The organism is Hyphomonas sp. ske169 (assembly GCF_056850855.1).
Genome location: NZ_CP096146.1, coordinates 3,498,478 through 3,519,902 on the forward strand (window position 1 = coordinate 3,498,478; position 21,425 = coordinate 3,519,902).

Sequence of the window (21,425 nt, forward strand, 5' to 3'; positions counted from 1 at the left end):
CATGCGCGCGATCATTTTGGTCTGGCTTACCGTTCTGTCCTTATCGAGCGTGAGCGCCCACGAGGTGAATCCCGCCTATTTAGAGGCGAGTGAACGGGCGCCTGAATCCTTTCAAGTCGTTTGGAAACAACCCCTCAAGGACGGTCGCCGTCTCAGACTGACGCCAACTTTTCCGGACGGTTGCGAACGCCAGAATTTCGGCACGCGATTTAGCAATGGCGCGGTCATCGAGACCTGGCAGATTCGGTGTGACCTGAGCCAAGGGGACATTCGGATCGAGGGACTCGAGCGTACGCTGACAGACGTTTTCGTAAAGGTGAACTTTCTAGATGGAAGGGCGGTTTCATCGGTGCTGAGACCAAGTGCAAACCTTCTCTCACTCGATGCTCCCGCCACTTCCGCACCGCTCTGGGCGTATTTTCGCATCGGTATAGACCATATCATCTTCGGCTATGACCATTTGCTGTTTGTTTTAGGGCTCTGCTTATTGGTGCGTCTGCGTCAGCTGCTTCTCACCATCACTGCTTTCACCATCGCGCACTCCATCACTCTGGCTCTGTCAACAATGGCGGGGATAAGCCTCCCCGGCACACCGGTGGAAATCACGATCGCCTTAAGCCTCATTCTCTTGGCTGCCGAATATGTCACGGTACATCGCGGGGGGCAGTCTTTGACCAGCCAATACCCTTGGGGCGTCGCCTTTGGCTTTGGCCTTATCCACGGGTTCGGATTTGCCGGTGCGCTGGCAGATATCGGCCTGCCCACAAGTTTAGAAGTTTGGGCGCTGCTTTTATTCAATCTTGGGGTTGAGATTGGTCAAATCTGCTTTGTAATTGCGATATTTGCCATTGGATGGAGCTTGAGCCATCTGTCAAAACTGGGCGTAAACAAAGTCAAACTTGCCGCGGCCTATTTGGTCGGCGTGTCTGGTACATACTGGGCGGTTGAGCGTTTGGTGGGTATGTGATTCACTTCGCTTGGAAACAGGCGATCCGAAGCCGGGCATTGCCGAACCGGAATATTATGGTTCTGATCGACCGAGCTTTTGGGACAGGGGCGTTCGGATCTTCGGGCAATCTAGACAGTCGCCTCGCTGGTCATTTCTTTGTTCGGTTGAGACGCATTCTGTCTGGCGATCGCACGATCGAGGGCGACACGGAATTCTTTTTGTGCTGATCGCCTTAAACAGGGAAGAAGCAGGGCAAAGTGGTGTTCGATCCCGCGGACCTGATCTGCCCATGTAATGTCTTTTCGGCCTTCAAACTCGCTCACATGATCCATCCAATAGCGGCTCATCACCCAAATAGATCGTGTCAGCAAAGAGAGATCATCAACCGTGTTTGCGCGGAACATGCCTTGGGCTTGTATGCGCATCATCAATCCATGTAATTCTTCATAGTCGGCTATCGATTGGGACTCGATAGAACCGATCTTATCAGCGAAATGAATTCGATCCCGGAGCAAGAAACGGTTGTCCCAGACTAGGCTCATAGCAAAGAGTAAGTGATCGACATAATCGTCAGCCACCGGGCCGGGCTGTGCAGCATCGCGGCGGTCATTCATTTGCGTCCTGAGCTCCTGAACGATCGCAAGCGCCAAATTGCTTTTGGACGGAAAGTGGTAGGTTAGATTGCCTTGCGAAATTCCAATGCTGGCCGCGATCTCGCTCAAAGAGGTCGCCACATAACCCTTCTCATTAAACAGCTTGCGGCTGGCCTCCAGGATTCGCTTTGGCGTGTTTGTTCGTGACCCCATGGCGTGCCGATCTATCGCGTATTAATACTCGTGTTCTTGACGACATAGGTTGTATAACCTAAAAATAGGTTGATCAACCTAATCTAGGGCAATGGAGCCAGAGCATGCCAAAGACCTCGAGGCGAATTATCATTGTTGGCGGCGGGACATCAGGATCGGTTCTTGCCGCGCGACTGAGTGAGGATCCGTCGCTCTCGGTTACGCTGTTAGAAATTGGCCCGGATGACGACACTTATAGTGACGGCATTCTTGACCCGACCCGCGCGCCGGAAGCTTGGCTCGGCCTCCAACCGGTTGCAATGACGCCTATGTTGAATGGCGAGGGTGTGATCCCGATGATCCAGGGGCGATTGCTCGGCGGCACGTCTGCGGTCAATGGGCTCGCTACCCTGCGCGGTTTACCAGAGGATTATGATGGTTGGGCCGCCGCCGGGCATGAAGGTTGGGGCTGGCAAGACGTGATCGACACGTTCATCGCGGCTGAAACAGATCAAGATTTCGGGGCGTCCGATATTCACGGGGATCGCGGACCGCTCACCGTTCGCCGTTGGCGGCGCGAGGAAATGGGCCGCGCCCAACTTGCTTTCTATGACGGGATGCGGGCGCTGGGTACCAAAACCGTGGATGACATCAATGACCGTTCGCAACTGCCCGGCCTGGGCGTGTTTCCTGTGACGATTGATGCTCGCGCAAAACGCGTTAGCACCAGCCGAGCGTATCTCACGAGTGCCGTGCGCGCTCGCGAAAATTTCTCTCTCCGAACTGGTGCCGAAGTTACGTCCCTGGTCATCGAGAGTGGTCGCGCCGTTGGGGTTCAGCTATCGACAGGCGAAGCCCTCGAGGCTGACGAGGTCGTGGTCACGGCCGGTGCCTTGTGGACCCCGCATTTGTTGATGCGGTCGGGCATTGGACCTGCCGCTCATCTCGCTGAACATGGGATCGCGCTCCACGCGGATCTGCCGGTTGGTGAGACGATGAGCGATCATATCGGCCCCGGTATACGCTACCTCCATGCCGGAGTGCGGGGCGGAACGGCAGGACCGGCTCAGTCGCTTTTGATTGGCGCCTCCAATGGTGTGGACATCGATTATCACGCCTTTCCGATTGCGCCGCCGCCGCGCGACGGAGACACTGAATTTGTCATGGCGGTGTTCTTGTTGCAGTCGTCCGGTAGAGGTAGCGTGCGGCTTGGCGACAATCCGGAACATGGTCCCGTCGTCACCGCGCCGCCGCTTCCGGATGACGCCAATGATCGTTTGCAGCACGCGTTCAAACGGATCGCAGAATGGGAGCAGTCGGACGCCGCAAAGGCACTCGGTTGCGCGCAAATCGATCCGATTGATCTGAGCGCGCCTGATGCCCCGCAACGCGCCAGAGAACAGTTCACGATCAGCTATGGCCACATGACCAGTACATGCCCAATGGGCGCGGTGCTCGATTCTGACTGCCGAGTCTTAGGGATTGACGGCTTGCGGGTCGCCGACGCGTCGATCATGCCGACCATCCCATCCGGCAACACCTATCTTGGCTGTGTCATGGTCGCTGAACGCGTCGCCCGGAAAATGTTGGCAGAGGTGAGGGTATAATGACGGTTTTTTGCCTTGCATGAGGACTACAAAATACGGCCTTTATCGTTGACGCGCTTAGGTTTTTTCGACGTCCGTTTTCTCATCTGGTAAACGCCGGCTCTCCGTTCAGCGCATTGTTGAGCTCCGTAATAATAGCAGGCGGGCAAATACAGTCGTTTTGCAATGCTCTTTCACCACACGCGGATGTATCGGAAACTTTTACAAAAAGAAGAGCGGCCAATCAGGCTGAAGTCCCAGTTTTGCGCGCCCGACGTCCGCTTGCATCATCGGTTGCGCGACTATGTGCCTGAGCATGGCGCGTAGATCGCGCATTCGTTTTTCAATGGGTGAGGTTTCATAAAGGGCTGATGAGCCGCTAAGATCATGCAGCGCTTCGACTGCACTCTTTACAGTATCAATGACTTGAAACCCAGCCGCGTATAGCGCCGTTGTCATCTCTGGATCAGGCGGACTTCCCTGGGTCGCTTGTTCCCAAACAGATTCCGCTTTTGCCGTCAGACGCTCGCCCGCCACATCCAATGCTTCGCCGTGCTTAGCAATGGCGATTTGATAATCGGGTCGATCGCGCGGATCAGGCATCGGTCCGGGTGTGATTTGAGATTTTCCGCGCTCTAAAGCGTGGTCATAAACAGCGTTTCCGAGACCGAGGAGCTGGGCTGCAAAGATCGCAGACACGCACGCAAAGATTGGAACTCGATCGGACGCTCCTGTGATAACAACCTCATTAGCGAAAGAGAAAACGCGATGCGCTGGTACGGCGACGTTTTCCAGTTCTATGTCATGACTACCCGTCCCGCGTAGGCCGCTCGTGTGCCAGGTATCGATGATCTTGAAATCATCTCGAGGGACCGCCGCCATCACAACCTCCGGCGTCCCAGCCTCATCCAGGACCGGCTGACCGTTATTGAACAATCTGCAGCTCAAGACCGCCCAATCTGCACCAGGGCTTCCGGACATGAGCGGCCAGCGACCACGCACCACAGCCTCGCCGCCGTCCTGGTGAAGTTCTCCTGCCGGAATTGTGGATTGGCAAATAAGCTTGTTGCGACCCGCAAATAACTCCTCTTTGAGGGCTTGCGGCATAAAGCGGGCGTAAAATCCAATCAGCCCGGCATTCCACATCACCCAACTGACCGCCGCATCTTCATAGGCGATGGCTTTAAAGATTTTCAAAATTTCGGGCAGTGGCGTGCCTAGCCCGCCATGCGTCTCTGCGATGGGCATTCCGAGCAGCCCACTCTCGCGGATGGCGGAGTGGACGTCTTCAGAAAGCTGCCTGTTCTTGTCAGCTTGCGCGCGCTGGGCTGCGATGACTGGCAGCAAGAGCTCCACGGGATCGGTCAGGGATTGCGTCATTGCCAGCCTCCTCACTCAGGTCTGGTTAAACCTCTCAGGTTCGCCAAAACAAATCTACTACGATTTTCGAAGTTGATTTTCACACGCGCCCGGCCACACTGCGATGATGAAAAGCAAGTATGGACAATATTGCCCAGTATCGCTGGCTACAGAGATCCTGGGAGAGCGCTGGACCATTCTCGTTGTATTGGTTCTAGCAGATGGATTTCATCGCTTCTCAGAGTTGGAGCGGGCTTTGCCGAGGATTTCGGCATCAACCTTGAGCGTGAGATTGAAAAGCCTCGAGAGCGCTGGCGTGGTCGAGAGGCGGCCGGGCGCAAAGGACGAGAAACCACTCTATTATTTGACGCCGGCTGGGGATGAGCTTGGCGAAATCGTGCTCGATCTTGGGCGTTGGGGGCATCGCTGGGGGCGCGACCTCGCGATCGATGATCTCGATCCAGAACATCTCATTTGGAGTATGCATATGCGGATGAATACTGAAATTATGCCACTGAGACGCACGACAATTGCTTTCGAATTTGCGGATCAACCGGCGAATAAAAGATACTTCTGGATCGTGTCGGAAAACAAGCGCGTTCAAGCCTGCCTTAAACATCCCGGTTTCGATGAGGACTTGCGCGTGATCGCAAAGGTTCGCTCACTGACTTATGCATGGCGTGGCTTTGTTTCGCTCCGGGACGAGATATCCAAGGGCAATATCAAAGTGCTAGGTTCTACCAAACTTGCAAAAGCCTTCCCAGATTGGTTGTTGGGGAGCATGTTGGCAGATCAGGAGCGAATGCATCCAGGCAAAGAACGCGACTTGCAACGTGCCGCTTATGCCAAAACAGGGCGCGCCATCAGCCAGTAAACAAGAAAGGCCAAAAAGATGGATTTGTTCAATACTGAAGACCTTAAGTGGAACCGCTTCACAGGAGACGAGCGGTTCGAGTACGCAATCGACGATTCTGCAAGGCGAGCTTGAGGTCATTGACTACAAAGACGGCAAAGAAGTCGGCCGAAAGATCCGCCGCGCCGGGGACTATTCGCACGGTGCGCCCGGCCACGTTCACATGGAAAAAGCCGGACCAGAAGGTGCACTCGTCATTTTTCACCTCTATTCGCCAGACGGCGCGCTCGTCGAACAATTGGCGCCCGATGGGTCTGTGATTCGTACGACGCACCTTTCTGACTTTCAGTCCGATCGCTGGTAAAGGTGCCGGGGCGCGAGCAAACCTGTCGTCGGGTCCTTAGATTCCGTTCTCTAAAGCGCACGAGTCTTCAGGATTTATCGGCGTGCCAGAGACCTAATTCTCAGTTATTGGGAGCGTGGATCCAAGCGCTTCCGCCTTGATCGAAATTAGCTTAAAAAAGCTAGGTAGCTTGCAAACTACCCATGCATGGGTAGGGTGCGGCTATGGAGCAGCCAAGCTGGATCAAACCGGAAAAACTTCGGCCGAACATTGTGTTGCACAGACTATTGGAGCGCGACACGATCCTCGGCCGGTTGGATCAAAATGATCGACAACTGGTTTTGGTTCAGGCCGCCGCTGGTTACGGAAAGACCTCCGTGCTTGCGCAATGGTTTACGTCCCCGCAGGTGCAATCTGAAATCTCGGCTTGGGTCTCACTCGATGAAGAGGATTCTGATCCCTTCACGTTTCTTTGCAATCTCATGGCGTCTCTGAAGATTGCAGGCTGCAATATAGATTATGAATTGCCGCACCATCCGAACGTGCTCTCGAACCTGGAGCATGGTGTCGTTTTTGGTGCGATGATGAAGAAACTCTCGCGCAAGACGCTACCGCGTTTCATTTTTTTAGACGATTTTCACTTGGCGGCGAACGAGGAGAATTGCCGGTTCATTCGCAGACTATTGGAAACGCTGACGTCAACGACACTTGTGATTTCAACTCGGTCGACACCGCGCGAGCTGGGCTTGGCGGATTTGCGTAGCCGAGGGCGATGCTTGGAAATTTCCCAACGCGACTTGCGATTCACAAAATCCGAAACTGAAAGCTATTTCAGAGATTTTGTCGGCGGAACTTCGGCAGACTCTCTCACCGAAACTCTATTGAAACGCACGGAGGGGTGGCCAATTGCCTTATTCGCTACACGTACTTTGCTGCGCGACGGGGTGCCTCTAGAAGACGCTTTGACGCAAGCTTCAGGGCGAAGCGCGGTTCTGTCAGATTATTTTATGGAGCGCGTCTTCTCGCTATTATCGGACGAAGAAAAAGATCTGTTGCTCCAAACCGCGAGCTTTGACCGCGTCAACGGCGATCTGGCAGACGCTGTGTGTGAAACCAGTTCATCCTGGGCTCTCTTGGAGAAACTCGAACGTCATGAGCTGTTTGTCACCTGCCTCAGCGAAGACCGCAGCTGGTTTCGGTATCATCGATTATTCGCCGAGTTTCTGACTGAGCGTGCGCGCAGAGACACGCGTTACGATTTCACTGAGATTCATAGGCGCGCGTCGAAATGGTCGCTGGACAATAGCTATGAAAGCGACGCGCTCGAATATGCTTTGCGGAGCCGGGACGCTGATTTGGTCGCGACAACGCTGGAGGCGATTGGCGGGTGGCGACAAGCCGTCACCGGAGACATGTCGGCAGTCATTCGAGCGCTGCAGGTTATTGCCTCGACCCAGCTGCATTTGTATCCGCGCGTTTGGATGGCGGATATTTACCTAAAGCTCAAAAATGGCCAATGGGCCGATGCTTGGAGATCGTATGCACGGCTCGCAAGCCTCCACAAACCGTTGGATCAGGATGATCCGGTCTTTCGAAGTGAGTTGATAATTTTCGATGGCTTGATCACGGTATATTTTGATCTGGGTCAGAAAACCACCGAGGCGATCCAACAGTTAGAGGAGTTGGAGCTGACGTCTCGCCGTGACGATCACTTCTTGCAATCAACGCGTCTCAACTTGCTCTGTGGCCTGCATAATCGCACCAATCAGTTCCAAAGCGCACTCAGGGAGGGGGATGCTTCTATTCGCCATTATAGAGCCCTGAACGCGCTGTATGGTGAAGTGTTTCTGTATTTGCACCAGTGTTTTGCGCTGTATGTCACCGGCCGTCTCCGCGACGCTAAATCCACATTAATGCAGGGCATGGAGCTGATACAGGAGCATTATGGCAAAGGCGCCGAATTGTATGCTCTCGGCGCCGCTTATGCGGCTGCGATTGCTTATGAAGAAAATGACCTCATTCTGGCGCAGGCTTATCTAGTGGAAGCGTTTCCGACCATAGAGCAATGCGATGCTTGGATTGAAGTCTATTTCGTTGCCTATGAAACGGATCTAGCGATTGCTGCTTCGCGGGGCGACTGGCAGCGCGTTGAGGATACGGTTACTCGCGCACAACGGGTGGCCAAGATAAGGCAATTGCCCCGTCTCGAACGATTTGTCGTAGCGACCGCGATGGACCTGCAATTGCGATATAATGAGCGGGTGGGGGAGATGGATTTGGGATTGCTAGAAAGCCCCATTTCGCTGCGTGATTTCGATCTTAGTGATTATTCGCGACTCCTTGCGGAAGGTCGCAACTTGCTGCGCTTAGGACGGTTAAGGGATGCGGCCGAGCATTTCGGCGGCTGGGCTGACATTCATAAGCAAAAGAACCTCATTCGAGGCTTCATCAAACTCAAGCTGCTTGAGGGAATCGCAAGACACAACCAGGGGGCGATTGCCGACGCTGCCGCCGCATTTGAAACGGTTCTGTCATTTGCGCGGTTTGAAGGGTTCAAGCGTACGATCATTGAAGAGGGCGACGCAGCGGCGGTTTTGATCAAAAATGTCTCGGCGGAGTCCAATGAGACGGGCGTCAAGAGACTACGAGATAGATTCCTCGCAGAGCTCATCTCGGACATAAATACCCAAGATCCCCATCGTTCTGACGCGCGTTCCATTCTCAGCCATCGAGAGGCGGATGTTATGCGGCAAGTCTTGTCTGGGCGCACCAACCGAGAAATTGCGAACGCATTGTCGATCTCGCAAAACACGGTCAAATTCCATCTGAAGAATGTTTTCCAAAAACTATCGGTCTCAAGTCGAGCGGAAGCGATCAGCGCCTGCTTACGTTCGGATGTGATTTAAAAGTCGCAAGAGCGCGATTTCGACACAAAATCGGAGCGGCCTACCCGGTTATGTTCTGCCACCTACCCGGGTGGGTGTTCCGAAGCGCTCGCACTCTTGCCAAGCCTAGCTTGTATCGAAGTTAGGGAGCTGAGCGCGTGCGAATAGGGGTAGATGTTGGCGGAACGAACACTGACGCAGTGCTCATGAACGGCAACCAGGTGGTCGCTAAAGTTAAATCGCCAACGACTGAACGGGTCGAAGACGGAATAATTGCTGCCTTGTCGTTGATTCTCGCAGAAGCCGGAATTGAGGCACCTGCGGTGACCGCTGTGAGTATCGGCACGACGCATTTCACAAACGCTTTTGTCCAACGTAAGCGACTAGATAGAGTCGGCGCTATTCGAATTGCTAAGCCCGCTGCACAAGCCTTGCCCCCTTATTCGGATTGGCCGGACGACATATGCACAGCACTCGGCAATCACGCCGTTTCAGTGCGTGGCGGGTATCATTATGATGGTCGGGTCAATTCCGAATTGGATGAAGCCGCGATTGCCGCCGCGGCGCGGACCTATCGAAACGAAGGTATCAACGCAATTGCACTGTCGGCACTGTTTGCTCCGATCAATGATGATATGGAAATCCGCGCCCACGAAATCATCAAACAGGAACATCCAGATGCGGCGGTTACCCTGTCTTCAAAGATCGGCAGAATTGGGCTTCTGGAACGCGAAAATGCCGGGTTGATGAATGCCAGCCTGACGACGCTGGCAACAGAAACTGTGACCGGTTTTGAAAAAGCACTGGCTAAGCTTGGCATCACCGCTCCATTTTTCGTGTCGCAAAATGATGGCACGCTCATGAATGCGGGAACCGTCAAAGCCTACCCGGTGCTCACCTTTGCTTCGGGGCCAACCAATTCCATGCGTGGCGCCGCATTCTTAGCCGGATTAGAAGACGCCATGGTCGCTGATATTGGCGGCACCACGACCGATATTGGCGTGTTGAGAGCGGGGTTCCCCAGAGAATCCTCCATTCAGGTTGATATTGGCGGGGTACGGACAAATTTCAGAATGCCAGATGTGACCGCCCTCGGTCTCGGCGGCGGCAGTATTGTTCGTCAAAACGCCGATGGCCGTGTTTCGATCGGACCCGATTCAGTGGGATTTGAGCTGGCGCAAAAAGCGATGGTTTTTGGCGGCGATACGATAACCACGACCGATATCGCCGTGGCCGCGGGCTATGCTGAAATTGGCGACCCCGGCCGGGTTAAATCACTGGACCGCGCCCTCGTTGATGCCAGCGTCAACGAGATACATCGCTTGGTTGAAGACGGCATCGACCGAATGAAAACCAGTGGCGATGGCACGCCACTTATTCTTGTCGGCGGTGGCGCAATCCTGATCAATCGCGATTTGAAGGGCGTTTCAGAGACCCTTGTCCAGGAGCAAGCCGGAGTGGCGAACGCGATTGGCGCCTCAATCGCTCAGGTTGGCGGTGAGGTCGATAAGGTTTTCGCCTATGATGAGATCGGGCGCGAAACCGCAATCGAGCGCGCGACGAGTGAAGCTAAGCGAGAAGCAATCGCTGCCGGCGCGATACCAGACAGTGTTGAGATTATGGATATGGATGAAGTGCCGCTGGCCTGTATTCCAGGCGGGGCTGTCCGCTTGCGGGTCAAAGTCGCAGGTGACTTGTCTCATTCGAAGGGAGCGGTGTGATGGGACTAAAGCTTCCGTTTTCCAGGAATACTCCAGCGAACAACCCTGCTAACCCAGAACGCCTTACCCTCACAGAAGCCGATCTGCATGATTTTGCGCGGGGCGCCGCATTTTTAGGTACAGGTGGCGGCGGCGATCCCTATATCGGTCGCTTGATGGCCCAGGCCGCGATCCGCGAATACGGGCACCCTCAGATTATACATCCTTCTGAACTCGCGGATGATGCCACCGTTGCGTTCATCGCAATGCTGGGCGCGCCGACGGTACTGAACGAAAAGGCGGCCTCTGGTGAAGATATTGATCTAGCGATCCAGCGCCTGACCCAACGAATTGGGCAGCCGATTGATGCGCTGATGCCGGCAGAGATTGGCGGCGTGAATTCGACGCTGCCCATTGTTGCTGCCGCGCGGCTTGGTCTTCCATTGCTAAACGCTGACGGGATGGGGCGCGCCTTTCCAGAAATCCAAATGGTGGTGATGAATTTTGAAGGCTTGTCTGCAACACCGTTCGTGATCGTAGATGAGCATTTGAATTCGACCATTGTTGAGACGGCCGACGCTTCTACTGCCGAGAGTTTTGTTCGAACTCTGGCCGTCCATATGGGGCTCAGTTGTATCGTTGCGGGGTATCCGATGACCGGCGCGGATGTGAAGCGAGCCACGATCCATGACACGCTTACTGAGGCGGTGAATATTGGCCGGGCGATTGAGGCGGGACGCAGGACTGGAGACGCCGCTGGTGCGCTTGTGCAATACCTATCAGCGTCGAAAATTTACGGTCATGGGCGCGAACTCTTCGATGGCAAAATTGTCGACTTGCGGCGAGAAACGACAGGCGGCTTCTCGATTGGCCACTGCAAGATCAACTCTATCGAAAATCCCAGTCGGACGCTGGATCTGAACTTTCAGAATGAGAATCTCGCCGCGAAAGAAGGCGAGACGGTTCTTGCGATTGTCCCGGATCTCATCACCGTGATTGACCGCGAAACGGCTGAACCTATTCCCACCGAAGCGCTCCGCTATGGCCAGCGCGTGAAAGTAATCGCAGCAGCTGCGCCGAAGCTTCTGCGCACTGAGGCGGCCCTTAAATTTATTCATCCGCGCTGCTTTGGCCTCGATGAAGACTACACACCCATTGAATCCCTACCCATGCCAAAGAGTGGCACAGGGCCGGAAAATTGATCAGGAGGACCCAATTATGGGAACACACATCAAATCAACACTTCTCAAATCAGCTTGCGCTGCCGGGTTCGCTCTGTCCGTCTCTCAAACGGCGCTCGCGCAGACCGGTGATGATGCAGCGGTAGATGAGGATAAACGGCTTGGCACGGTAACGGTCACAGCGCAGTTTCGTGAGCAATCGCTTCAAGAGGTTCCGAATGCTGTTACAGCCTTCACGGCAGAAACAATCCAGGATGCAGGCATTCGCTCAACCGAGGACTTTATCGCGCTCACCCCGAACGTCACTTTTGATGACTCATTTACTTATCTCAACAGTTTCGTTGTGGTGCGCGGCGTGACACAGATCAACAATGCGGACTCCCCGGTCGCGATTATCGTTGATGGGGTGCCACAGAATAATCAGAAACAATTCAAAATGCCGCTCTTCGATGTCGAGCAGATCGAGGTCTTGAAAGGCCCGCAAGGCTCGCTTTACGGACGCAATGCAATCGGCGGCGCGATCAATATCGTGACGGCGCAGCCCAGCAATGAAGTGGAAGGCTTTGTCAGCGCGGAAGCCGCGAATGGCGGCGGCTACCGGATCCAAGGCGGCGTCAGCGGTCCGATCGTCGAGGATAAACTCCTGTATCGTCTGTCTGGGAGTTATTATCAAACCGACGGCCTGATCGAGAACGCCTTCCTTGGGCAGGAAGTTGACTTTGTTGACCAAGATTTGTCGGTGCGAGGCAAGCTGGCTTATGTGCCGAATGACCGATTTTCTCTGGACCTGAGAGCCGCGTACAATGAGGTCGAGGCCGGATCGAGTTATGACACAATCGTCAACAGTGTGCTCAATCCAACATTCAGAAGCGGCAATGATGCGAACCAGATTTTCGATCCAACCGCCAATTTGGCGGGTGTGACGGATGCCGAGACCACCGAGCTCACGGCTAAGGCGGAGTGGGATCTTGGTGGCGCGACGGCGACCTATATACTTGGCTACACAGACCTTGCGGAAGAATACCGTGCGGATCTAGATTTTTCCAACGCGACGCAGGGCACGTTTGGTCCATTTGGGGAATTGGGTCAGGGTCAAAATCTCGACGTCGAACTCACGAGCCATGAATTGAGGTTCGTATCGCCGGATGACCGCGCTTTCCGTTGGCTCGGTGGCGCTTATTATCTCGACACCAAGAGAGATTTGCTGACCCGCGGCTTCCTGGACCTCAATGGTCAACTCAGCCAATTCGATGATGGCGTGATCATCATCTCGAGAGACGAAGCGAATGAGAACACCGCCTGGGCTTTGTTTGGACAGGTAGAGTTTGACTTGAACGATCGCGCAACCCTGCAATTGGGTGCACGTTATGATGAAGACGAGCGCAATCAGACCAATCCGGGCACAGCTGGCTCCGACCGCAGTGAGACATTCGACTCGTTCCAGCCAAAAGTTACGCTCAGCTACGACTTAACCCCCGATGTGATGGCCTACGCAACTTATAGTACAGGGTTTCGCTCAGGCGGCTTCAATGCGCCGGGGGTCGTTCTCACTCGGTTTGATGATGAGACACTTACGAATTATGAAGTCGGCCTCAAATCAGAGTTCGCAGACGGGCGAGGGGTGTTCAATGCTGCGGCGTTCATGTCGCAAAGCGATGGGTTCCAGTTTTTCTTTGTTGATGTCAGCACCGTTTCGCAGATCATCGCGAACTTAGATGAAGTCGACATTGCCGGGTTCGACGCGGACGTGCAGTTTCAAGCAACTGATGATCTGACGGTGTACGCTGGCCTCGGTGTCACTGACTCAGAGATCAAATCAATCGGCAATACAGATCTCGAAACCTTCTTGACCAGTTCGGGTGTAGATATCGGACGTGTAGTCGGAGCGAGCAGTCCGAAAACCACCGATCTGACATTCAATATTGGCGGCCAGTATGTTCAGCCACTCGAGAATGGTCTCAATCTCTTGTTTCGCGCCGACTATGAGTATCAGGGCGATAAATTCTGGCAAATCGACAATATGGACGTCCGCGATCCCATCAATCTGCTCTCTCTTCGTGCCGCGATTGAGGGTGAAAACTGGACACTTGCTGTGTGGGGTCGAAATCTTCTCGATGAAGAATACTATGCCGACTTCAACCCTAGCGAATATGCAGGCGCCCCTTTTGATCTGGCCTTCCAGGCCCGTCCCCAAACTTATGGTGTAGAACTCCGCTACGACTTTTAGTCTAATTCACCCATAAGACGTCCTGGCCCCAGATCGACCCTCCAACGATCTGGGGCCATTGCGTTTATGTCCGGCCATTTTGCAAGACACATTAAATGTCTCAAAGGCCGTGACGGGAGCTGTCCGGCTCATACAAACCCGTCTCCAGCATCATAACTTCACTCAGCCGCCTGCCAGTGCTCGACAAGGGAGGCCGCGATGGCTCCGGGTTTTTCCGCGATGACCCAGTGGCCGGCATCTTCTATTCGGACGAAGGGGAAGCCATAGGTATCTGCCCATGATTGGCCGCCATCGACTGAGCCAAACGGATCATTCACGCCCCACATCAAGAGACCGCGTTTTGGTAAGGACCGCAGCGTGTCCACCCACGGGCTATTGATCCAGTTCAGGCCGTTTGCTGATCGGTAGAGACCGATAATGCTCTTCTTGATATGGCCGCGTTTCCAGAGGTCGACCGAGGTTTCGACCATTTCCAGCGGCATGTCGGCTTTGACGAGCGTCGCTTTGAGCCGCTTCGGCGTCGTCACCAGCATAGACAACTCACCTAGCACCGGCGTCGCCCACGTTTTCGCCGCGCTATGTCCAGTGCGCTTGGGGGCATAAACGGCGTTTGCTACCGCCCATGTTCGCACCAGGTCGGGGCGCAAACCGGCAATGCGCAGGGTCAGGAGTGCGCCCCAATCATGCCCAACCAGGTCGACCGGGCCTGAAGTTCTGACGACGTCCTCAATTTGCTGAACGAGAAAGTCGACATAGTTATCTTTTGTGCGCTTAAAGCCGTTTGGAGGCGCGGTCTCAAAGCCTGGCAATGCGGGCGCGAAATAGTCCGTGTCCGGCAGGCCGAGCTCTTGGATCAGAGGGGTCCAGATCTTCGGGCAGTCTGGAACGCCATGGATGAAGAATTTTTTTGGGCTCATGTGGGGCGTGTCCAATTTTTGCGAGTCGATGATTACAGGGTGATCGCTTTTTGGAAGGCGGGGCGCTGCTCAACCCGTTCTATATATGCTTTGAGGTTCGGCATTTCATCGCTCACCGCGCCGACGCGGTTGCTCATGAAGCAGGCATGACCGAGCATGATGTCCGCGGCTGAGAAGTCACCAATCAGATAGTTCTTGCCTTCGAGCGCCGCGTCGACTGGCGCCAATGCTTTTGCGAGTAGGCGCTTGGCTTGCGCCAGCGCGTTCTGATCCTGCCGATCTGGGGGTAGAAGCAGCGTGTTGACGACGATGATATTGATCGGCGGCATCACCATGCCCTCGCAATAGTGAAACCATTGCAAATAGTCCGGAAAACTGGGCGCATCGACAGGCGGCTTCAAGCCACCATTCTTGTGGCGTTCAAGCACGTATTCTACGATCGCCCCCGACTCGAAGATCGAAACGTCGCCATCCTCGAGAACCGGCACGCGGCCCAATGGGTGGCGTGCGCGGTGAGCATCTGACTTCAAGTCTTTGGGGTGAAAGTCCATACGATTGAGCTCGTAAGGCAGGTCTAACTCTTCCAGCAGCCAGACAATTCGGCCCGCGCGAGAGTTTGGTGCGAAGTGCAGTTTCAACATGGCGAGAATTCCTTCCAATCGCTCAAATCACGTCTTGTCATAATCTAGTTTTTTCAGTAATGGCAAGCCAGATGCCAAAACAATTGGTATGCTTGATCGGTTGTGGAGTCGCTGAAATGGTCAAACAGGTTCGTCTCATTGACTATCCAGCTGGGCAGGCGGCCCGGGGCTTTTGGTCGTTCTCCAGCGAAACGCTCCCAGCTCTCGACGAAAACCAAATCAAAGTTCGCATTGATTGGGTGTCTGTTGATCCCGGCATGTCCGGCTGGATCACGGATAAGCCGAGCTATATGCCGCCCGTGAAACCGAGCGAGGTGATGCGTGCTTTTGGTGTCGGGGAAGTGGTCGATACTCGATCAGAGCGTTTCCAAATCGGGGATTGGGTCACCGGGTTTCTTGGTCTGCAAACAGAAGGCGTTTTCTCGGAAAAGGCCGTGCGGAAAATCGACACCCGCCTTGCACCGCCGCAGCTTTTTCTATCCGGGCTGGGTATGACCGGCTACACTGCCTATTTCGGCATGATGGATATTGGCCAGCCGCAAGAAGGCGACACAGTTGTCGTCTCAGCTGCGTCGGGGGCGGTCGGCAGCATTGCGGCACAACTCGCAAAGCAGGCTGGGGCGCGCGTTATCGGAGTCGCCGGTGGGCCCATCAAATGTGCCTATCTGACAGACGCGCTCGGGCTCGATGCCGCCATTGACTATAAGGCAGGGGATATCGGCGCGGCCTTCGATGCGGCCGCCCCCGACGGCATTGATTTGTATTTCGACAATGTTGGCGGCGATACGCTCGATGCTGTGCTAGAGCGGATGAATTATCGCGGACGGATCGTCGTCTGCGGCAGTATCTCGCAATATGCAGATTTCGCCGCGGCGCGCGGCCCAGCGGGCTGTATGCGGGTGGTCACGCATAGTCTGAAAATGCAGGGCTTTACGATGCGCGATTACATGCATCGCGTGCCGGAGGCCCTGGAAGTGCTGGCGCGGGGGCATGCCGACGGCAGCTTGAAGTTTCGCGAGCATATTTTGGAGGGGCTCGAGACCTTCCCGGATGCGTATGAGATGCTCTTCGATGGTAGAAATCACGGAAAGCTTTTGATCGACCTTCGCGGCGATCATTGAGGTAGAAAAATCGAATTGGAGCACGCGATGTCGACGGTCACAGAACTTTGGGTCAATCGAGAAAATTACCGCGAAACGAAAACCGTTGAAGTGGCCGCCCGCGCGCTCGGGGATGGTGAGATCCGTGTGCGGATCGACAAGTTCGGCCTGACATCCAACAATGTCAGTTACGCGGTTAGCGGCGACATGATCGGCTATTGGAACTATTACCCAGCAGACAATCCGTGGGGCAAAGTTCCGGTTTGGGGGATTGGCGAGGTTGTCGAATCCAATACGGACGAAATCGTTGTCGGTGAACGGCTCTATGGGTTCTTTCCGATGGCGAGCGAAGTTATCCTCACTGCCGGAAATGTGCAGCCGCATGCTTTCATGGATGTGACCCCGCACCGCGTGGAGCTGCCAGCCCTGTACAATCAATATCGGCGCACCAAAGCCGATCCTGATTTCTTGCAAGCGATGGAAGCAGAGCGCTGCCTTTTATTTCCGCTCTTCGTCACCTCGTTCGTGCTTTACGATTATCTCGTAGACAATAACTATTTCGGTGCGGAGCAGGTGGTCATCGGGTCCGTATCCTCCAAGACTGGGTTTGGACTTGCTGAGCTGCTCAAACAAGACGGGGAAAAGCGAGTTATCGGCATGACGTCTGCCGGTAATCTTGCTTTCGTTGAGGCGCTGAACTGTTGTGATAAAGTGCTCGTTTATGGAAACGAGCGGGACATCGATACGTCCGTTCCAACGGCATATGTCGATATGTCCGGCAATGCGAAGCTGACCGAAACGCTGCACACTTTGCTTGGCGAGAATATGGTGGAAAGCTGCATGGTCGGCGCGACCCATTGGGAGGCCAGAGGGCGGACGAAAGACCTGCCGGGCGCAAAGCCAACTTTCTTTTTCGCACCTGGGCAAATCGCCAAGCGCGATCAGGAATGGGGTCCTGGCGTTCTATGGGACAAGGGAAGCGAAGCCGGCGCGGAGATCGCCAAGAAAGTTTCGAGTGAAATGTCTGTCGAGATGATCACCGGCGCATCCGAGGCCGCCAATGTCTGGAAAGCGATGCTCGACAATCAGATATCACCGAGCCGAGGTCTTCTCGTCTCGATCGGAAATGGATGATCGCGGAGGAGCGAATTATGCTGATGAAAATCTTGAAATACGGCGCGATAGGTCTGGTGCTCGTGCTGGTGATTGGTCGGTTGGGCCTGCCGCATTTGCTCACCGGATTGGGCTTGCACCCTCACTACGAAGTGCCGGAAATGGACCTATCTGGGAAACGTGCCTTGATTGTGACAACCAGCCAGGGCACGCTTGGCGATACAGGCAAGGCGACCGGCGTTTTTGCTTCTGAGATGACCGCTCCTTATTACGCGTTTCTCGACTCCGGGATGGAGGTCGATGTGGCGAGTATTCAGGGTGGGCAGATCCCGATCGAGCCCCAGTCACTTAAATGGCCGGTGGCTTCAGCTGCCGATAAACGCTACCTGAAAGACCCCATGTTTCAGTCAAAAGTGTCGCGGTCTTATCAGATCGATCAGGTGGATACGTCTGAGTACGACATTGTCTTTCTGGCTGGCGGATGGGGGGCGGCTTATGATTTCGGCCAGTCCGCTGAGCTCGGCGAGAAAGTCGCCGTGGCTTATTCGAATGAGGCCGTGATTGGTGGGGTTTGCCATGGTCCTTTAGGGCTTTTGCAGGCCTATGGTGATGATGGAAAGCTGATCGTTGAAGGTCGGCGTATTTCTGCCGTCACCGACAAACAGATCACCGAGCTTGGGATCACGCACACGCCGATGCACCCAGAGCGGGATTTGCGGGCCGCAGGTGTTGTCTTCGAGGCGGAGTCAAAATTCAGAGATTTGTTCGCCACGAATGTCGTTATTGATGGTCGCATCGTCACGGGGCAAAATCAAAACAGCGCGACCGAGACAGCCGTAAAGATGATGCAAGTTCTTGCGGGTGAGACGGGCGGCGAGCCGACCTCATGATGCGGTGGTGCCTCGCGGTCTGTTTCGCGCTTGCAGGCTTGACCGCATACGCCGAAACGAAGCCTAACATTGTTATGGTGCTCGTGGACGATGCTGCCTTGATGGATTTCGGCGCGTTTGGCGGCGAGGCGCATACGCCGAACATTGATGAACTCGCGGCGCGCGGAACGCTCTTCCGACAGCACCGCGCGACGCCTTTCTGCGCGCCATCACGGGCGATGCTGCTCACGGGCATGGACAATCATCTCGCTGGGCTCGGCACCATTCGCGAAGTGCTACCTCCGGAACATCGTGGCCAGCCCGGCTATACGATGGCGCTCGAACCAGGCGTGGAGACGATTGCCACCAAGCTAAAGCGCGCTGGCTACCGCACTTATATGACCGGCAAGTGGCATCTCGGGCATGGCGATGGCGAGCTGCCAATCGACCATGGGTTTGACCGATCCTTCATTCTTGATGCGTCGGGGGCGGATCATTGGGAAAACAAACCCTACATGCCGTACTATCGTGACGCACCCTGGTTTGAGGGTCGCGAAAAGGCGATTCTTCCAGAGGATTTTTACTCCTCCACGTTCATTGCTGACCAAATGCAGGCCTATCTCGAGCAGGATGCAGAGTTAGCCGAACCTTTCTTCGCTTATGTCGCCTTTCTGGCTGTCCATATTCCGGTGCAAGCGCCGCGCGAATTCACTGAGAAATATATCGAGACCTATGAAGCGGGCTGGAACGCGATCCGTGAGCAGCGCTGGCAGCGTGCGCAGGACTTAGGGCTAGTTCGCGAAGGCGCCCCCCTCGCGCCACAGCCAGAAACCATCCCGCGATGGCAGGATCTCAGCGCGCAAGAGCAAAAGCTCGCAGCCAAGAGCATGGCGGTGAATGCCGGCGCACTGGAAGCGATGGATGCTGAGCTTGGAGGTCTGATCGATTATATCGAATCCATCGGAGAGTATGAGAACACAATCTTCGTTGTAACTTCCGACAATGGGCCGGAAGCAGGCGATCCATGGGGAGGGAGCGCGCAATGGTGGTTCAAGCTTCAGGGCTATTCGCGCGATTATGACACGCTTGGCGAGAGAGGAAGCTATGTCGCTCTCGGGGCAGGCGGTGCGAGCGCCAATGCTGGTCCGTCGCACTTGTTCAAGTTCCACGCCGCGGAGGGCGGATTACGTGTGCCGATGTTGATGGCAGGACCCGGGATTGAACCAGGCAAAGCGGTCGACAGTCTGTCAGTGATGACCGACATTGCGCCGACTTTGCTCGATTTGGTGGGCGCCGATCACGATCACCCGAATGCTAATCCAATGACCGGGCGATCGCTCCAGCCGGTTCTGTCGGGTGAAGCCGAGCGTGTTTACGCAGACAGCGATACCATCGGTTTCGAAACGTCAGGCCAGGCTGCGCTCTACAAAGGGCAATACAAACTCGTCAGAAATATCGCACCGCATGGTGATGGCATCTGGCGCGTGTTTGATATTGTCGATGACCCGGGCGAGACGACCGATCTTGCGCCCGAGCGCCCGGAGCTGTTGGCGGAGCTTATGCAGGCTTACCGCGTCTATGCGAACCAGGTCGGCATTCTCGAGCTGCCTGAAGGTTATCAAGTCGAGCGCGCGATTGGACGAAATGTCGTCGGCAAGCTTTTGCAATATTATTGGGGCTGGATTGTCCTTGGCCTGCTCCTAGTGCTAGCCGCAATCACTGGCGTGGTGATCGGGGCGAGGGCACTTTGGCGGCGTCTGAACTGACCAGTTAGGCCCAACCTTCCAAATGGTTTTCTCGGATCACGCGCCGACTCGCTTTTAAGCGGAGAATAGGGGTTAGCCCCGTTTCTTTAAACAGGCTTTCAATGGCAGTCTTGTCCGATTCATTGAGCGCCTCAAAGGCGTCTGTGAGCCGCTGCAAGAGGTAGAACCGATACGGCATCACAGCCGTAGAAATGGAGTGCCCGCGCCAGTCAAATGTCGCCATACCGATCCCGCGGCCAAGTGCAGCCGGTTTCATCGCCGGCGCGTCTTGTCCTTTCAGCCAATCATTCGCAAAATCGATATGGGCCGTGATCTCCGGCAGATAGTCTTCGGCAATGAACGCCATCAGCGCTTTGAGCGTTTCCGGCACAGCATCGAAGGCATAGAGGTCCGGGCCGGCTTTTGAGACCACTTCATCCTGGAAGGTTTCCGGCATGTTCATACGCTCTGTCCAGCGGAACACGCGCGGCGCGGTTGTCTGCATCAGGTGCAAGGGTTTCGGATCTCGTGCGAGGTGCGCGTAAAGCGGGCTGAATAGACCATAATCACCGAGCGTGGGCGCACCGCCAAACAAGTACGGCCAGCTTTCGAGGTGGGCGTTGAAAAGTCTCAAGAGCTCCGCATAGGTCGATTCAATTGTCTCATAGGTTTCAGGCATGACCCCAAACGCGACGGCGGCCTTCCGCATACGACCGCTGGCGTGCAAGAAGATTGGTTCGCGCTCTTCGGCCGTCAGGCCATCAGGCAGAACATCCTCAAATGCCATGCGCAGGAAGTTCAAATTGGTCTCGTCGAAATTCCAGCGATAATGCATGGCCGCGCGTAAGATGCCTTCGCCGCCGAACAGCTCGAAAAGATGCGCAATCACACGCAGCTTGGGATCTTCGGGATAGATAGACGTTTGTGAGAACCCTTGGTTTTCAAAATGGTCGAGAATGTCAGTGCCATCTTGAACATACTCGCCATCTGGCGTTTCAATGACCGGAATGATCCAGCGGCCAAAGGTTTCTGCGACCAGCGAGTTGAAGCGCGCACTGCCTGCCTTTTCTTCGCGGAATGGAACGTGATTGCGGCGCATGTAAGCGCGCACTTTGCCGGTGTAGAGCGACGCCGCCATACCGTAGAGCGTGTATTGTTTGGTCATAATGTTC

At 55.0% G+C, this 21,425-nt stretch carries 17 protein-coding genes; 12 read left to right on the forward strand and 5 right to left on the reverse strand.

Annotation, left to right across the window (positions count from 1 at the left end; all coding sequences use genetic code 11):
- The first annotated feature begins 1 nt into the window (after position 1).
- Positions 2 to 967, forward strand: a complete 966-nt coding sequence (locus tag MY069_RS16970; RefSeq protein ID WP_482794972.1) for a HupE/UreJ family protein — start codon at positions 2 to 4, stop codon at positions 965 to 967.
- A gap of 110 nt (positions 968 to 1,077) precedes the next feature.
- On the opposite strand, the gene MY069_RS16975 is transcribed toward MY069_RS16970, so the two are convergent.
- Positions 1,078 to 1,755: a TetR/AcrR family transcriptional regulator gene (locus tag MY069_RS16975; RefSeq protein WP_482794973.1), complete on the reverse strand. Its 678-nt coding sequence runs from the start codon at positions 1,753 to 1,755 to the stop codon at positions 1,078 to 1,080.
- A 104-nt stretch (positions 1,756 to 1,859) separates the two neighbouring features.
- Here MY069_RS16975 and MY069_RS16980 point away from each other — a divergent pair, with 104 nt between their 5' ends.
- Positions 1,860 to 3,341 (forward strand): GMC family oxidoreductase, encoded by a 1,482-nt coding sequence (locus tag MY069_RS16980; RefSeq protein WP_482794974.1) that lies wholly within the window; start codon positions 1,860 to 1,862, stop codon positions 3,339 to 3,341.
- Positions 3,342 to 3,542: 201 nt separating this feature from the next.
- Here the strand turns inward: MY069_RS16980 and MY069_RS16985 are convergent, their stop codons facing one another.
- On the reverse strand, positions 3,543 to 4,700 hold the full coding sequence (locus MY069_RS16985) for an acyl-CoA dehydrogenase family protein (RefSeq protein WP_482794975.1): 1,158 nt from the start codon (positions 4,698 to 4,700) through the stop codon (positions 3,543 to 3,545).
- A gap of 103 nt (positions 4,701 to 4,803) precedes the next feature.
- On the opposite strand from MY069_RS16985, the gene MY069_RS16990 reads away from it, so the two are divergent.
- From MY069_RS16990 to MY069_RS17015, 6 genes are all read left to right on the forward strand, one after another.
- Positions 4,804 to 5,553: a winged helix-turn-helix transcriptional regulator gene (locus tag MY069_RS16990; protein ID WP_482794976.1), complete on the forward strand. Its 750-nt coding sequence runs from the start codon at positions 4,804 to 4,806 to the stop codon at positions 5,551 to 5,553.
- The gene (locus MY069_RS16995) at positions 5,522 to 5,896 is read left to right on the forward strand and encodes a hypothetical protein (RefSeq protein ID WP_482794977.1); all 375 of its coding nucleotides are present in this window, start codon (positions 5,522 to 5,524) and stop codon (positions 5,894 to 5,896) included. The genes MY069_RS16990 and MY069_RS16995 overlap by 32 nt, the downstream gene beginning before the upstream one ends.
- Positions 5,897 to 6,099: 203 nt before the next feature.
- Entirely contained in the window at positions 6,100 to 8,781 is a 2,682-nt protein-coding gene (locus tag MY069_RS17000) for a winged helix-turn-helix domain-containing protein (RefSeq protein ID WP_482794978.1), read from the forward strand.
- Positions 8,782 to 8,918: 137 nt separating this feature from the next.
- The gene (locus MY069_RS17005) at positions 8,919 to 10,481 is read left to right on the forward strand and encodes a hydantoinase/oxoprolinase N-terminal domain-containing protein (RefSeq protein ID WP_482794979.1); all 1,563 of its coding nucleotides are present in this window, start codon (positions 8,919 to 8,921) and stop codon (positions 10,479 to 10,481) included.
- On the forward strand, positions 10,481 to 11,662 hold the full coding sequence (locus MY069_RS17010; protein ID WP_482794980.1) for a DUF917 domain-containing protein: 1,182 nt from the start codon (positions 10,481 to 10,483) through the stop codon (positions 11,660 to 11,662). The genes MY069_RS17005 and MY069_RS17010 overlap by 1 nt, the downstream gene beginning before the upstream one ends.
- A 16-nt stretch (positions 11,663 to 11,678) precedes the next feature.
- The gene (locus MY069_RS17015; protein ID WP_482794981.1) at positions 11,679 to 13,868 is read left to right on the forward strand and encodes a TonB-dependent receptor; all 2,190 of its coding nucleotides are present in this window, start codon (positions 11,679 to 11,681) and stop codon (positions 13,866 to 13,868) included.
- Between the two features lie 158 nt (positions 13,869 to 14,026).
- Here MY069_RS17015 and MY069_RS17020 read toward each other — a convergent pair whose 3' ends face one another.
- Positions 14,027 to 14,785 (reverse strand): alpha/beta fold hydrolase, encoded by a 759-nt coding sequence (locus MY069_RS17020; RefSeq protein ID WP_482794982.1) that lies wholly within the window; start codon positions 14,783 to 14,785, stop codon positions 14,027 to 14,029.
- 32 nt (positions 14,786 to 14,817) lie between these two features.
- Positions 14,818 to 15,426 (reverse strand): glutathione S-transferase family protein, encoded by a 609-nt coding sequence (locus tag MY069_RS17025; RefSeq protein WP_482794983.1) that lies wholly within the window; start codon positions 15,424 to 15,426, stop codon positions 14,818 to 14,820.
- A gap of 116 nt (positions 15,427 to 15,542) precedes the next feature.
- Between MY069_RS17025 and MY069_RS17030 the strand changes: the two genes are divergently transcribed.
- The 4 genes from MY069_RS17030 to MY069_RS17045 are packed head-to-tail and all read left to right on the forward strand — an operon-like array spanning position 15,543 to position 20,274.
- The gene (locus MY069_RS17030; RefSeq protein ID WP_482794984.1) at positions 15,543 to 16,547 is read left to right on the forward strand and encodes an NADP-dependent oxidoreductase; all 1,005 of its coding nucleotides are present in this window, start codon (positions 15,543 to 15,545) and stop codon (positions 16,545 to 16,547) included.
- Positions 16,548 to 16,574: 27 nt separating this feature from the next.
- The gene (locus MY069_RS17035; protein WP_482794985.1) at positions 16,575 to 17,660 is read left to right on the forward strand and encodes a DUF2855 family protein; all 1,086 of its coding nucleotides are present in this window, start codon (positions 16,575 to 16,577) and stop codon (positions 17,658 to 17,660) included.
- A 17-nt stretch (positions 17,661 to 17,677) separates the two neighbouring features.
- The gene (locus tag MY069_RS17040) at positions 17,678 to 18,529 is read left to right on the forward strand and encodes a type 1 glutamine amidotransferase domain-containing protein (protein WP_482794986.1); all 852 of its coding nucleotides are present in this window, start codon (positions 17,678 to 17,680) and stop codon (positions 18,527 to 18,529) included.
- The gene (locus tag MY069_RS17045) at positions 18,526 to 20,274 is read left to right on the forward strand and encodes a sulfatase-like hydrolase/transferase (RefSeq protein WP_482794987.1); all 1,749 of its coding nucleotides are present in this window, start codon (positions 18,526 to 18,528) and stop codon (positions 20,272 to 20,274) included. The genes MY069_RS17040 and MY069_RS17045 overlap by 4 nt, the downstream gene beginning before the upstream one ends.
- Before the next feature lie 4 nt (positions 20,275 to 20,278).
- Here MY069_RS17045 and MY069_RS17050 read toward each other — a convergent pair whose 3' ends face one another.
- Positions 20,279 to 21,418, reverse strand: a complete 1,140-nt coding sequence (locus tag MY069_RS17050; RefSeq protein WP_482794988.1) for a glutathione S-transferase C-terminal domain-containing protein — start codon at positions 21,416 to 21,418, stop codon at positions 20,279 to 20,281.
- Between the last annotated feature and the right edge of the window lie 7 nt (positions 21,419 to 21,425).

Coding starts and splice junctions, on each gene's coding strand:
- MY069_RS16970 (WP_482794972.1), top strand. CDS start 2: ATGCGCGCGATCATTTTGGTCTGGCTTACCGTTCTGTCCTTATCGAGC.
- MY069_RS16975 (WP_482794973.1), bottom strand. CDS start 1,755: ATGGGGTCACGAACAAACACGCCAAAGCGAATCCTGGAGGCCAGCCGC.
- MY069_RS16980 (WP_482794974.1), top strand. CDS start 1,860: ATGCCAAAGACCTCGAGGCGAATTATCATTGTTGGCGGCGGGACATCA.
- MY069_RS16985 (WP_482794975.1), bottom strand. CDS start 4,700: ATGACGCAATCCCTGACCGATCCCGTGGAGCTCTTGCTGCCAGTCATC.
- MY069_RS16990 (WP_482794976.1), top strand. CDS start 4,804: ATGATGAAAAGCAAGTATGGACAATATTGCCCAGTATCGCTGGCTACA.
- MY069_RS16995 (WP_482794977.1), top strand. CDS start 5,522: ATGCCAAAACAGGGCGCGCCATCAGCCAGTAAACAAGAAAGGCCAAAA.
- MY069_RS17000 (WP_482794978.1), top strand. CDS start 6,100: ATGGAGCAGCCAAGCTGGATCAAACCGGAAAAACTTCGGCCGAACATT.
- MY069_RS17010 (WP_482794980.1), top strand. CDS start 10,481: ATGGGACTAAAGCTTCCGTTTTCCAGGAATACTCCAGCGAACAACCCT.
- MY069_RS17015 (WP_482794981.1), top strand. CDS start 11,679: ATGGGAACACACATCAAATCAACACTTCTCAAATCAGCTTGCGCTGCC.
- MY069_RS17020 (WP_482794982.1), bottom strand. CDS start 14,785: ATGAGCCCAAAAAAATTCTTCATCCATGGCGTTCCAGACTGCCCGAAG.
- MY069_RS17025 (WP_482794983.1), bottom strand. CDS start 15,426: ATGTTGAAACTGCACTTCGCACCAAACTCTCGCGCGGGCCGAATTGTC.
- MY069_RS17030 (WP_482794984.1), top strand. CDS start 15,543: ATGGTCAAACAGGTTCGTCTCATTGACTATCCAGCTGGGCAGGCGGCC.
- MY069_RS17035 (WP_482794985.1), top strand. CDS start 16,575: ATGTCGACGGTCACAGAACTTTGGGTCAATCGAGAAAATTACCGCGAA.
- MY069_RS17040 (WP_482794986.1), top strand. CDS start 17,678: ATGCTGATGAAAATCTTGAAATACGGCGCGATAGGTCTGGTGCTCGTG.
- MY069_RS17045 (WP_482794987.1), top strand. CDS start 18,526: ATGATGCGGTGGTGCCTCGCGGTCTGTTTCGCGCTTGCAGGCTTGACC.
- MY069_RS17050 (WP_482794988.1), bottom strand. CDS start 21,418: ATGACCAAACAATACACGCTCTACGGTATGGCGGCGTCGCTCTACACC.